Annotated in this window: 15 protein-coding genes; 7 read left to right on the top strand and 8 right to left on the bottom strand. The window is 49.1% G+C overall.

The window, feature by feature from the left end; all coding sequences use genetic code 11:
• Both MPF33_08395 and MPF33_08390 read right to left on the bottom strand, forming a co-directional pair.
• On the bottom strand, window positions 1-910 hold a 910-nt coding region (locus tag MPF33_08395), incomplete at its 3' end, for a cbb3-type cytochrome c oxidase subunit I (protein ID MCI2415240.1).
• A 119-nt stretch (window positions 911-1,029) separates the two neighbouring features.
• On the bottom strand, window positions 1,030-2,964 hold the full coding sequence (locus MPF33_08390) for a 4Fe-4S binding protein (protein MCI2415239.1): 1,935 nt from the start codon (window positions 2,962-2,964) through the stop codon (window positions 1,030-1,032).
• 149 nt (window positions 2,965-3,113) lie between these two features.
• On the opposite strand from MPF33_08390, the gene MPF33_08385 reads away from it, so the two are divergent.
• A complete protein-coding gene (locus tag MPF33_08385) occupies window positions 3,114-3,875 on the top strand; it encodes an enoyl-CoA hydratase/isomerase family protein (protein MCI2415238.1) in 762 nt (253 codons plus the stop codon).
• On the opposite strand, the gene MPF33_08380 is transcribed toward MPF33_08385, so the two are convergent.
• Window positions 3,872-4,864: an ABC transporter permease gene (locus tag MPF33_08380; protein ID MCI2415237.1), complete on the bottom strand. Its 993-nt coding sequence runs from the start codon at window positions 4,862-4,864 to the stop codon at window positions 3,872-3,874. The two genes, MPF33_08385 and MPF33_08380, sit on opposite strands and share 4 nt — an antisense overlap.
• Window positions 4,864-5,586: an ABC transporter ATP-binding protein gene (locus MPF33_08375; protein MCI2415236.1), complete on the bottom strand. Its 723-nt coding sequence runs from the start codon at window positions 5,584-5,586 to the stop codon at window positions 4,864-4,866. Before MPF33_08375 ends, MPF33_08380 begins: the two co-directional genes overlap by 1 nt.
• Before the next feature lie 32 nt (window positions 5,587-5,618).
• Here MPF33_08375 and MPF33_08370 point away from each other — a divergent pair, with 32 nt between their 5' ends.
• From MPF33_08370 to MPF33_08360, 3 genes are read left to right on the top strand one after another with little or no spacing between them, the layout of a single operon-like run.
• Window positions 5,619-6,569, top strand: a complete 951-nt coding sequence (locus MPF33_08370; protein MCI2415235.1) for an AIR synthase-related protein — start codon at window positions 5,619-5,621, stop codon at window positions 6,567-6,569.
• A complete protein-coding gene (locus tag MPF33_08365) occupies window positions 6,532-7,026 on the top strand; it encodes an NTP transferase domain-containing protein (GenBank protein MCI2415234.1) in 495 nt (164 codons plus the stop codon). The genes MPF33_08370 and MPF33_08365 overlap by 38 nt, the downstream gene beginning before the upstream one ends.
• The gene (locus MPF33_08360) at window positions 7,027-7,752 is read left to right on the top strand and encodes a DUF1614 domain-containing protein (GenBank protein ID MCI2415233.1); all 726 of its coding nucleotides are present in this window, start codon (window positions 7,027-7,029) and stop codon (window positions 7,750-7,752) included.
• A 369-nt stretch (window positions 7,753-8,121) separates the two neighbouring features.
• On the opposite strand, the gene MPF33_08355 is transcribed toward MPF33_08360, so the two are convergent.
• Window positions 8,122-8,379 carry a hypothetical protein gene (locus tag MPF33_08355; GenBank protein MCI2415232.1) on the bottom strand — a complete coding sequence of 86 codons (258 nt, stop codon included), beginning with the start codon at window positions 8,377-8,379 and terminating at the stop codon, window positions 8,122-8,124.
• Between the two features lie 53 nt (window positions 8,380-8,432).
• Between MPF33_08355 and MPF33_08350 the strand changes: the two genes are divergently transcribed.
• A complete protein-coding gene (locus MPF33_08350) occupies window positions 8,433-8,984 on the top strand; it encodes a phosphomethylpyrimidine kinase (GenBank protein MCI2415231.1) in 552 nt (183 codons plus the stop codon).
• 12 nt (window positions 8,985-8,996) lie between these two features.
• Here MPF33_08350 and MPF33_08345 read toward each other — a convergent pair whose 3' ends face one another.
• Complete coding sequence (locus tag MPF33_08345; protein MCI2415230.1) at window positions 8,997-9,446, bottom strand: PadR family transcriptional regulator; 450 nt, start codon at window positions 9,444-9,446, stop codon at window positions 8,997-8,999.
• 186 nt (window positions 9,447-9,632) lie between these two features.
• Here MPF33_08345 and MPF33_08340 point away from each other — a divergent pair, with 186 nt between their 5' ends.
• Complete coding sequence (locus MPF33_08340; protein ID MCI2415229.1) at window positions 9,633-10,706, top strand: FAD-dependent oxidoreductase; 1,074 nt, start codon at window positions 9,633-9,635, stop codon at window positions 10,704-10,706.
• A gap of 87 nt (window positions 10,707-10,793) precedes the next feature.
• Here the strand turns inward: MPF33_08340 and MPF33_08335 are convergent, their stop codons facing one another.
• On the bottom strand, window positions 10,794-11,279 hold the full coding sequence (locus MPF33_08335; GenBank protein MCI2415228.1) for a hypothetical protein: 486 nt from the start codon (window positions 11,277-11,279) through the stop codon (window positions 10,794-10,796).
• Window positions 11,276-11,935 carry a ParA family protein gene (locus MPF33_08330; GenBank protein MCI2415227.1) on the bottom strand — a complete coding sequence of 220 codons (660 nt, stop codon included), beginning with the start codon at window positions 11,933-11,935 and terminating at the stop codon, window positions 11,276-11,278. Before MPF33_08330 ends, MPF33_08335 begins: the two co-directional genes overlap by 4 nt.
• 208 nt (window positions 11,936-12,143) lie before the next feature.
• On the opposite strand from MPF33_08330, the gene MPF33_08325 reads away from it, so the two are divergent.
• Window positions 12,144-12,617: a hypothetical protein gene (locus MPF33_08325; protein ID MCI2415226.1), complete on the top strand. Its 474-nt coding sequence runs from the start codon at window positions 12,144-12,146 to the stop codon at window positions 12,615-12,617.
• Window positions 12,618-12,619: the final 2 nt, after the last annotated feature.

The following is a 12,619-nucleotide window of genomic DNA, read 5'->3' as shown; positions in this document are numbered from 1 at the left end:
AGTGGTGGATTGGTACGTTGTTGGAGAAAATCAAGTAGAGGAGCGCGGCTATCCTAGCCATTCTGTCGCTGTATAGGGGCTTGTTCGCCAGCAGGGGTATTAAGTAATACATAGAGGCTACTGCTGGCATCCATACAATGTAAACTATGGAGTGTCCAAGTATCCAGAACGCAATCTGGTTCGCTATCGCGTTCACTCCGGTTATCCCGAAGTAGGCCAGTATGTCCCAAGTGTTAGCTGCAGTTTCACCGCTCCACCCGATGGCGATCATGAGGGCGGTCATTAACGCGAAAACTGCGAATATGGGCAACTTCTCCTTCCTTGTCTTGGTGGCCAAGTAGTAGTGGTAAATTAACCAGATGACGAAGATGTAGGTGCCTATGTCCATTAGTTCGTACCCTATGTACCACAGGGGACTGAGGACGTACTGCGAGTAGTTAGGTAGACCTATTGGGCTTAAGTAATACCAACCGCTTGCACCAAAGTAGTTGTCGTTAAACACTGGGTAGGCCACTATTGGGCCCTCGATTAGCATGAAGGAGATGTTGAAAAGTATGAACCCTATGTTGAGCAACCACTTTGCCCTGGGCTGGAAGTTGAGGAGTTTGTAGGACAGGAATATGAACACCGCTATTTCCAGCTGTACTGCGAAACCGAATAGGTCCCTTACGCCGTGGAGTGTAATTCCGCCGTAGTACTCCTGTGACGTGAGGATAAGCGATTGGGAAGTGGCCCACGTGGCCTCCTGTATCCTCGCCATTAGGGCGTCTATTATGCCCAATATGCCCCATACGAGGCTCAGCACGATCATGCCCATCGTTATTCTGGATATCCAGTCCTTGTCTAACTGGAATACGGCGTTCAATAATGTTAGAATTGGGTTAGTCCTAGGTACACTATACTTGGACATAGGCGGTTTTTCTTCTTTATCCCATTTATACGTTTCTTTTATAAGAGTTATAAAAGTTAGAAAAACTATTAGTTATTTATATCTATTTTATTAAACTGTATTTTAAAAAACTTTCCCAGTTATCCCCTTTTATGGAAAATATCCCTTAGCTTGTGCCTCACGTCGTAGAAGAACACGTTGTCGTGGGGACAAGCCTCAACGCAGTCTCCAACGCCCAAGCACCTCATGGACTTGAACTCCCCCTTCCTTATGAAGCTCCCTGCCATGTCGGTGAGCCCGACAGGACAAGCGTTTGCGCAATCCTTTGTCTCGCACTTCAAACAAACGCCTGGGTCCCTTACCTTGAGCTTAAAGAAACCTATGCTTCCAAAGAACTGGTTAAAGGTTCCCCAAGAGCACCACCCCTGAGTTGCGCAAGCGTAGGTGCCCATGAATGGTATGGATATGAATACCACGTACCATATCACGTTAAAGAAGAAGGAGTAGAGGAACACAGTGGCGTCTACTCCAAATATCGTCACGTTAATAACCCCCACTTGGCTTAGGTACGAGAGAACAGCCGAGGTCAGCAGGACAGTCCACACTCCGACCACAATTGCCTTATACCATGGCCTAAGCCTGCTCGTTAGAGTCTTTCTCCCTAACCCAGACTTCCTGTTATAGGTCTTCAGAGAGTCGTAGAACGTGCCCTGATACATCAGGGGCGCGGTACACGTCACTGAACATATTTGTCTGCTCCCAAAGAGGAAGGAGAGCACAGCTGTTACCACGTACGTACCTATTATCCCCGTGAGAAGATATGAGGGCGATACTGGCCCCATTGTGCCCAAGCCCATGGACCACATGTAGGGTATGTAGGGTAACTTAGAGGCCCAAGGAGAGAACGACGGGAGGTAAATTGTGTAAATGGCGTAAGCGGAGATCATCAATGCGAACCTAACCTTGTTCTCCTTGTTCTTAAGCTGAAGTAGTCTCATTAAAGCCAAAGCGCCCATTTCCGTTCCCATCATCACGAGGAACCACAGCGATGCAGTTACCGTTGAAAATGCGGACACGAAGTCGAATAGTGCCCCAAGCCCAAAGTATGCTGAAGGGCTGACGAAGCCCAAGCTCAAGGAGGAAAGGAAGCCGGAGATCCCAGGCTGAATTACCCCTGTCACGAAGTCTAGTACCCCTCCCATAAACCACTCCATGACGAACGTGAGGCTTATGAAGGCGAAAGTCCACCACGTGTCCCTCAAGTAGTTTCCCCTTATTTTGCTTGGCCCCTCTATCGCCCTGTAGATAGCCCACGTCATCCCCAAGATTGAGGCCAAGTCAAACAAGTACCAGCTGTCAACAAGGAAATAGAGGAACTCCCCTCCCATCATGAGGGTGAAGATCACCATTAGCTCCAATGAGGTCATAGTGTCCTGCGTAGCCTTGAGCCTGTCCCTGTAAAGCGTCTCGTAGATCAGTATGGTAGCTACGATCATTAGGCTTGTAGAGGCCCAAGTTACATCGTAAATAAAGGGAGTGTTATCTGGGAAGGTCACTGGGGACAGCCCCATTATCGGCAGGAGGACTAGGAGGTAGTACCTCAGTGGCGTCGTCATGTTCCTGAAACTGAGGAGCACTGCGAAGCCCATTTCTATGAGCATTGTCAACAAGTAGTATAAGTTTTCCACCCCCAGCAGGGGGTTCCCTAAGGTCTTCGTGTCTATAGCGTAAAACGTTTCTCCCATTAGTGCCTCAGAGACCGCCATCATGGACGTGAAGAGGGCAACTGTGTAACTGTTCCTCACCTCTACCTTCCTCTGGGCGAGGGTAAGGATTACAAACAATCCGAGTATCATGTAAAGAGAATTGGCCAAGAAGGCGACTGCCTCTATCACTTTGCTTTGAGTAGAAAAGAAGAAGGCAAGGGTAAAGAACATTATTACCATGCTCCCAGACAAGTAGAGCACAAGCAGGAACCCAACTCCCCTAGTTCTCCTCTTCACTGCGTAGATGAGGTAAGTTGAGAACAACGCCATTAGCAACGCCACTGCAAGGAAAACGGCGTTCATTTCCACTTCGTTCCCCTCTAGGACTTTAATTCTCGTGTTGGATAAAAACTTTGTTTCACTTTAATTCTCGTGTTGGATAAAAACTTTGTTTCTATCAGATTACACGTCCTTTAGATAAGGAAAGTAAAATAAGCCACCTCTTGCCATAGACAATTATGTACGTTAATTTAGAGGATAGGGGGAAATATGCAATAATACGGTTTAATACTCAAACTAGATATAATTTGGTAAATGAGAAATTCATGTTAGAAATGATAGAAGTCCTGGAGAAGGTAAGCAAGGAGAGGCAATTAAGGTTCGTAATATTCAAGGGGGAGAACGGCAACTTCGGAGCAGGTGCAGACATTAGGGAACTGATGAAGGTCTCTGGGGACCTCTCCTCTGCGAAAAGCTTCTTCGGGACCATGAAGGCTATGTACGAGAGTATAATGAAGCTAGAGAAGGTCACAATAGCTCAAGTTGAGGGCATAGCGTACGGCGCCTCGCTGGAAATGCTCCTAGTCATGGACTTCGCTGTAGCAGACGAGAAGGCTAGGTTCGCTGCCCCCGGCGGTAAGATAGGGGTGTTCCCTCCAGTACTGATAGGCCTAGGCCCCCGCATCATAGGCTACGAAAACGTGAGGAGGCTCGCAATGTTAGGGGAGGAAATAGGGGCGGAGGAGGCCAAGAGGATTGGACTCATTCACTCGTACGGAAACGTAGAGGAGGAGACCAAGAAAGTGGTAGCGTCGCTCTCAGGCTTTGCCCCAACGTCGTTGGCGGTCATGAGGAGGAACCTCTTCTCCGACTCCCTAGAATTCCTGGACAGGGTGTTTGAGGACTTGATATCTCAAGTCATCTCCGATGACGCAAGGACAGGGATAAACGCCTTCTTGGCTAAGCTTAAACCTAGCTGGGACAACCTAACCTTCCCCTAGTCCGTTTCCCTTAGCCTCATTAGTTTACTTCCCACCGCTATGAACGCCAAGGTAAGCAACACGATGTAGAACATGTCGAAGAGGCTCGGAGCTCGGCCGTACACCATCACGTCCCTTATCACCGCGTCAATCACGGATACCGGCTGGTACTCAACCAAGGGCCTCAAGATGGAGGGAAACGCGTCGATCGTGAAGAAGGCCGTGCTCAGGAACATCAGAGGTATAGTTATGACGTTCGCTGCTACGTTGGCCACGAAGAGCTTGTCTTTGGGCGTCAAACCAAATATTATTGCGCCCAGTCCAGAGAACATCAAAGTTGATATCACTAAGAAGCCCAAGAATGCAACGCCCACAATGGGTATTACCCCAAAGGCTATCGAAAGCAACAGTATGGGAACCGTGGATATCAGCGTGATCACTATCTCGTAGATCACCAAGGACACTACCCACTCGTAACTCCTCAGCGGAGAGGCGGCTAGCCTATCTATTAGCTTGTCCCTGTAATACCCTGAGGCTACCCCCGTGACGCCGAACACGCCGTTGGAGAGGGCTATTATCCCTATCATCCCCGACACTACGTAGACGTAGTAGGCGTTTGCTGAGCTCTGGTGAGCGTTGAAGTTTACGGGAGAGCTCTTGTCGTAGTACCCAGTTATGATCGCCTCTAGGGAGGGCACTAAGTACTTGTCGTTTTGCGGGTAGTAGATGTTCACCGTCTCGTTTGTGGCGTTGACGAAGATGTAACCCCTCAGCAGGGCCTCCCTCTCGTTTATGCCGTAGAGGGCGGTGAAGAGCTCACTCTGGTTTATGTACTTCCCCAGCTGTTGGTCGTTCACTACCACGTACTGGTGCACTTGAGTCCCAGCCCCAAAACCTAGGGCGAATATTAAGGTAAGGAACAGGGGAAAGAAGATAATGAAGAACCATGTAGCCTTGCTGCTTAAGTTGTCCTTTATCACGGCCTTAATAGTGAGGAGGATTCTCTTCATCATACCTCGCCTAAGCTTTCCATTAAAGCCAGGTAAGCCTCCTCTAGACTCTCCTTTTTGAACTCTCTCATTATGTCCTCCGGGGTACCAGTTTTGACTATCTTCCCGTCGAATATTATCGCTACCCTGTCAGACAGCATTTGGGCTTCGTCCAAGTAGTGGGTGGTGAGGAGGACGGTCGTACCGCTTTCTCTGAGTCCCTTTACAATCTCCCAGATGGACCTCCTGGACCTGGGGTCAAGCCCTACCGTGGGCTCGTCAAGGGAGACGATTTTTGAGTCCCCAGCCAAGGCGCAAGCTATGGCAACCCTCCTCTTGTAGCCCCCAGATAGCTCCTTGAACTTCTTGTTCTTGTACTTGATCAAGTCGAGCCTCTCCAACACGTCTTCTACGTCGACCCTCCTATTGTACAAGCTAGCGAAGTAGCTGACGTTGTCCTCCACCGTGAGGTCAGAGAACCCCTGGAACTCCTGGGGCATTATCCCTATTAAGCCCCTCACAGTATTGCACTCCCCAGGGACGTCGTGGCCAAGAACATTGACAGTCCCCTTAGTCGGCTTTAGTACGCATGAGATCACCTTAATGGTAGTGCTCTTACCAGCCCCGTTTGGGCCCAGTAGCGAGAACACCTCGCCTTGGTTGACCGAGAAGGTAACGCCCTTGAGGGCCTCCACCTTGTTCTTATATACCTTCCACAAGTCCCTGACTTCGACGCTTAGCATGGTTTATTTTATTTTTGTGCAGAGTATATAATGTGTCTTTTGGTAAGCTACCTTTACCTAGCTTTATAAACAACGTAAAGACTGGCAACTGCGTAGTGTGCCCAGCGGTTGGAGAAGACGACGCTGTGATAGAGGTGAAAGGAAAATACGTAGTGGTACACTCTGACCCTATAACAGAGTCAGGGAAGGACGCGGGCTACCTCTCAGTTGTAGTAGCTTGCAACGATGTAAACATGAAGGGGGTCGAGTGTAAGTGGGTATTGACCACGATACTGCTCTCCGACAAGGCCCACTTGAACGGCGTACTGAGAGGGATAAACGAGGCGTGTAACAAGATAGGCTGTAGTGTTGTGGGAGGACACACGGAGGTGATAGAGTCAAAACGCGACATAGTGGTTACAACTGCACTGGGGGAGACGGACGTGTTAATGGACGGGAGGTCTGTAAAGGAGGGGGACTATGTCCTCTTGGTAGGGGACCTGGGACTTGAGGGCTCGTGGATACTCGCAACACAGTTCGCTTCCCTGCTCAAGGCAAAGGGGATCAGGGATGAGACTCTCAAGAGGACCAGGGAGTTCAGGGAGGAACTAAGCGTCCAAGAAAAAGCACTAAAGGTATCTAGGTTCGTCAAGTTCATGCACGACGTCACAGATGGAGGTCTCCTTCAATGCTCACTGGAGTTGGCCAGGAGGTTTAACTCCACCATCAAGATAGATGAGAAGGCAATAGGGCTCAGGAAGGAAGTGAAGGAGATCGTGGACGCGCTCTCCATAGACCCCCTGAGGTTCATCTCCTCGGGGGCGTTTCTAGTTATAACTGAAGACCCCAACGCAGTTAAGAGCAAAGTGAGAGCACAAATCATAGGTAGGGTCGAGAGGGGAGACCCTGTAGTTGTCACTGAAAGGAGGGTGATAAGTGACGACGTGGAGGAGGAACTTGCGAGGGTTGAAAGCGATTATAATGGCTGGTGGGAAAGGGACTAGACTAAGCCCTGAGAAGCCCCTCCTAGAGGTATGCGGTACTCCCATGATCCTCAGGGTTTACAGCTTCGCTAGGTCGTTGACTGACGAGGTGTACGTGGCAACTATAAGGGGGCACATAGTCGACGAGAAGCTGGGACGTCTGCTCAAGATAGTGTACACCGACGGCAGAGGTTACGAGGAGGACGTAGTCCAGGCTGTGAGGACTGTTGGATTTCCCACGCTAGTGCTCCCCTCAGATACCCCCTTCTTGAGCTGGGACGACGTCAAGCCCTTGTTCGAGTGTAAGTCTTCCGTCTGCACTCTACTGTCTAGGGGGAGATTCGTTGGGGTGAGCCTCTGGAGATCTGACAACTTGAAGGACTACTCCTCCGTGGAGGTGGAAAAGGAGGTAATTAATGTGAACACTCCAGACGACTTGACAAAAGCAAATATATTGTGCAAGGAAAGGATATTGTAGATGAAGAGGATAGTAATATTCTCCCCATACCGTGGTATACTAATGCCCTTATATTTCCTTTTAGGGCTTCTGTTGATGGTAATAGCTATAGGCTACTTTAAGGACTTGCTTACACTAGTTGGTGTCAACAGGCAGGTGAGCTACTTCCTCGCTTTTGAGATGTCGTTCCTCAGCCTTGCCATGAGTCCCGTAAACGTAGGAGTAAAGGAGGTAAGGAGGGAGTACTTCCAGACATACCAAGAGGTGATATACGTCTTCGGCATTCCCTTTTACGTACCTAGGCTGTCGTCGGGCTACACCGTGACGCTAATAGCAGTAAACGTAGGGGGAGCACTTATCCCCGTCCTCTTCTCCCTCACTCTGCTCTTCCTTCTAGGGTCTAGGATCTACCTAGTACTAGTTAACATAGTTGCGATAACCTTGGTCTCCAAGCACTTCTCAAAGGTGATCCCAGGGGTTGGGGTTGCAATGCACCCCCTGATAGCGCCCATATTTTCGACGCTAATAAGTTACCTCCTCCTGTTTAGGGACCCTCTACTTGTTCCAGTCTCGGCCTACGTTGGTAGCGTGTTTGGCACGCTTATAGGGGCAGACCTTTTGAACTTGAGGAAAATTATAGAGGCGAATCCGCAGATTGTGAGCATAGGTGGTGCAGGGAGCTTTGACGGCATATTCCTTTCCGGGCTCTTCAGCATAGTCCTAGCGGAATTATTGATCTCATTATGAGCGCTAAAGATGTTTATGACGCTAGATTTTCCCCACATCATGGCCCAACACATCGTGCTAATCATTTTGCTTCGCCGTGACTTCACTGTTCTCGTCGAGAGAGAAAGGCACAAACATGGTATCTAGACAGTACGTGGCCTATCGGGGAAACCCACGCAAGCAGGTAGTCCAAGAGATAAGAGTCAAGCCCTTAGCTATCTCTTCATTCGAAGTCTCTGGAGTGCCACCTACAGATCGTCAAACTCTAGAGTATGTACTCTTTGCATGTGTCGACAAGCGACAAAAAGGGTCAGCACCACCGTCCTTTTACGTTGATTTCCTCTATTCCTTCTCCACAAGAGGTTATAAGGAAAAAGACTCTCGTAATCCTTACTTAAACCTCCCTACCCTGACCTTGCTAGTCTTCAACAACGCTATTGCCTCTCCGCCTTCTACAAACTTCACCATTACCTTTCCTCTGGAGAACCTCCCCTTTAGGTAAGCTATCTCTCCTTGATAGTAAACGTCGTAGTCGAGTAGCTCCCCTAATCTAAACTTCTCCCCTATTTTCTCTAGAATCGAGATTTCGTACTCTTCCTTCCCTGCGGACCTCCTAGGGGCTTTAAACAAATAGATCTTGGTTACCATCAAGAGATAGTATTGGGAGTCAAGGCTTAAATTGTTTCCTCGGTAAAAACCTTATGGAAAGTGAAAGGGACTACGTCCTCAAGAGGCTAAAGGAGGCGGCGGACATCTTCGTCTCTGAACCTAAGGCTTACCTCCTTGTGCCCGAAATAAGGGTTAACATAGGCTACGCAGTTTCTAACGCTACTGGAGTTCAGGACGTTGCCGCCATCCCTGGGAGGATAACCACGGCTTTCAACAGGGCGTTTTACTGCATGCCCCCTGCCTTTGGGGCCTCAGACCACGTGGCAAGGGTGATATTGACGGCCATGAAGTACGACCCACAGGTTAGGAGCGCCATAGACGTTAAGTACTACAAGGAGATAGTGGAACGGCTAGACGACGTCTACGTGTTCGACAGGAGACTGGAGCCTCTAGAGTCTAGGTCAAAGGAAGGACACACCATGAACTTGATGGTGAGGCTAGCCCACGAGAAGATGGGGAGGATTCCAAAGTACATAGTGGACATGGGAGACTACGGGAAGGAGCCCACTATCTTCGTGCTTGGAAAGGATCCGGTGGAGGTAGTGAGGACATCTCTGAGCTTCGTCGACCTAATCCAAAAGTAGGCTAAAACGGACTTACGCCCCTTCCCTAAGTATGGACTCTATCTCTTCCCTGCACTTGTCGACTATCTGGGAGACCTTTTCGTATTTCTCTTCCCTCAGCTCTTCCTTATAAGAATAGAGGAGTAGGCCCACGTCCATGAGCTTGGACACAAGCTTCCTGTACTCGTTGTGCGTCGCGAAGAACGTGCTTATCTTCTCCTTCATTCTAGAGTACTCCGCTCTACCCTCTTCAGTTATGTAGTAGACCTTTTTGGAGTCCCTCTCGTCTACTCCTACTAGCTTCTGGTTTATCAAGTTCTTCAGTACCGGGTACACTGAACCGGGGCTCGGCTTGTATATTCCACCGAACTTCTTCTCGATGGTCTTTATTATCTCATATGTGTGCATTGGCTTCTCGTTGAGGCACTCTAGTATTAAGAACTTTAGCTTCCCCTTCTTTAGCCTCTCTAAGTTAATTTTCACATGATAAAAAAGGTCATTTGGCATTAAATGTTTTAGCCTCGTTGACGCTGTAGCCCCTATTTATAGGCAAAATAACTTTCCTTTATTTTTAATATTTTTTAAGAAAATAGAAATAATATGATATAATTTGTGATATAATAGAATTTAGGGATACGCTTAAATAGTATATTTCGTTAACAAATGTCGATGGCAAAGAGGGTAGTGGTAGTAGGAGGAGGAAACGCGGGTAGTATAGTTGCTAACGTGCTCAACGAGAGGGGAATTGATGTAACCGTGGTGGAGAGATCGAACGTTCACGTGTACCAGCCTGGGATAATAGATGTCGCGTTTGGGGAAGTCCCCCTGGAGAGGATAGTCAAGCCCGTAAGCGAGGTAATAAAGGCAAAAGTGGTCAAGGACAGCGTCACAAGGGTGGACGTTGAGAACCACCAGGTCGTCACGGCGAGCGGGAAGAAGATAGACTACGACTACGTAGTTATGTCTGCAGGGGTTGAGAACGCCAAGCTAGAAGGGTTCCCCGAGTGGCATTCCCTAGAGGGCGTGACAAAGCTGAGGGATATGATAAACGGCTTTTCGGGGAAGAAGATCGTGGTGGGGTATTACGGGGTCATAAAGTGCCCCGCAGCGCCCTTTGAGTTCGCCTTCTTGCTAAGGAAGAGGTTCCCCAACGCCGACATCGCACTGGTTAACCCAGTGGCAAACCCCCCAGAGATACAGAGGCCCATGGCGGAGATGCTAGGAAAGGTAAGCAAGGAGCTCAAGATCAAGGTAATTAGGGGGTTCAAGATCAAGGAAATCGACAGGAACAACCGCGTAATTTTCTCGGAGGACGGGCAGAAGCTGGAGTACGACATGGCCCTCATAGATACCCCTATAAGGGCTGGGAAGGAGTTCGACAACCTAGTGGACTCCTCAGGTTTCATACCGGTCGACAAAGAGACCTTAAGGTACAAGGATTACGACAACGTGTTCGCGGTGGGGGACATAACCAACATAATGATCCCTCCCAAAACTGGGGCATTGGCCCACTTTGAGGCGAAGCTTGTGGCCAACAACATATACGCTGACATAAACGGCTTCGGAAAGGAGAAGTTCGACGGTTCTGCCATGTGCGCGGTTTACGGCTCCGAGAACAAGGGGATGTTCATTAAGATGAATTACCAGAGGAGCTTTGCGCTGGGCCCAAGCACCGCGTTTTACCTGGCCAAGAAGGCCTTCATAGGCCTTTACTGGCTGACGTTGACTGGGAAGCTACTGTAATATCTCAAGAAAGCCTTTAGGGGCAGAGAAGAAAGCATAACCAACTAAAGTCGGGAAACCCACTCGTGGAAACTTTGAGGTAGTGTATTACTTTTCCACTTTTTCCCTGTAGACCTTCTCAGCTATCTTAAACAGCTCTGGGTAGAGCTGTCTGAGCCCCATCTCTAAGGCCTCCTTTGCGACTCTGCTCATCTTAAACCCGGGCTTTGTGTTGTAGAGGTACTGCAGGACCATGAACGCAGGGTAGCTCCACACGCCTATCTTTGGGTCCTTGTCTAAGAACGACGACATCATCTCCTCTACGCCAGGGGAAGAGCCTTTACTCTCCTCTCTTCCCTCTTCGCGAAGACTCTTCAGTTTGCCCTCTTCCGTGTTCCCAGCGCTCTCTACTTTCTTCTCTTCCCTCTGGAGGCTCTCCTCTCTTCCCTCTCCCCCCTTCTCTGCGAGCTCGTTCTGCCTACTCTCTACTCTCCTCTCCTCCTTTTCTGTCCTTCCCTCTTCCTTCTTTTCTATAGAGTCTGAACTCGGTGGAGTAGACTTCTTCCTGTTCAGTAGGAAGTCTAGTTCGCTCACTCTAGAATCACCTTTGACAACTCTTCAAAGTACTTTACTAACTTCCCCCTCTTCGCTCTTACCTCTTCGTACCTAGACGCTGGAACCCCGAGTCTAGAGGCTTCAATGAAGAGCCTAGACTGGGGTATGGCAATGTTGGTGAACTGGATGCTCTTCAGTTCTATCTCTACACTCTTCTTGGAGAAGTTTGTGTAGGCTATGGCCTTCTTCCCTAGGCTCTGGAGCCTACTGTCTAGGTTCTTCACGGCCTCCAGGGCCAAGGGCTGTGGGGTAACTGGGGACACTATCTTGTCCGCTGAGATCATCGCTGACACAGCTAGCGTCCCCAAGTTGGGCGGAGTGTCGATCATCAATACGTCGAAGTTCTTGGAGATCTCCTTTAGGGAGCCGACGATCTCGTTCACGTCCCCGTTGAGCTCTAACTTCAACAGGCCTATGTGCGCAGGGAATACCTCTACGTTGAAGATGTTCACGCTCTTCCCTCCGAGGGGTAGCTCCTTCTTCTCCCTCTTCATCCCGAAGGAGACGGTGGTGCCTCCCTCCGGGTCTAGGTCGACCAGTCCCACGTTTTTGGTCTTAGACATCACGTAGGCCAAGTTAACTGAGGTAGTAGTTTTGCCAACGCCACCCTTTTGGTTGATAACAGTTACTATCATGTCTAGAGTATTCGTACTAGATTCCGTTAAAGGGCGAGACCCCGTAATATGGCATGTCTCCCCTCTGGATTGACGTGATCTAGAGTCTAGGCTCAGCCAAAGGTTTGGACCCTGCCCCTTATAAGGTATTGCCGTGAAAATTCATCAGAGACAAGAACTTGGACTCCTAAGCTCCAAAGGTTTTATTCCCCCTCTCCTATCTTTCTTGATGTCAGTTCAAGAGTACTTCCTTAAGTACAACGGCGACAACGTGTTCGTCATATTCCTTGGAGGAAACTCAAGCAAGTCCTACTTTTACTACCCTAAGGGGGACGCCGTGTTTGTTGTAGGGGACAAGGTAGAGCTCAAAGAAATAGAGAGTATAATAGGGAACTCGATAGCTGGGATGGTTCTCTCGGAGCCAAAGGAGAGCTGGGAGAAGATAAAGAGCAGGGAAGTCAAGTGGTACATACTGGGAAAGGAGATCGTCGCGGACAACGTTTACGTGGTGCTGAAGGACAAGGACCAGTTCAGGCTACTGGAGAATGCCTCCCCAAACAGGCTGAAGTACTACGTGTTGAGGGATCAAGACCCGTGGGAGTACAAGGACTGGTGTTGTGTCTTGATAGGCTCCACTGCTGACAGGGAAGTCCCGCACACCTTCAAAAAAATTTACATAGATGAAATATGGAATAGTTCTTAAAT

Origin of the sequence: Candidatus Aramenus sp. CH1 (genome assembly GCA_022678445.1) — an archaeon.
Lineage (GTDB): Archaea > Thermoproteota > Thermoprotei_A > Sulfolobales > Sulfolobaceae > Aramenus.
The sequence above is the reverse complement of the archived record's forward strand: the minus strand, read 5'-3'. Positions and strand labels throughout refer to the sequence as shown.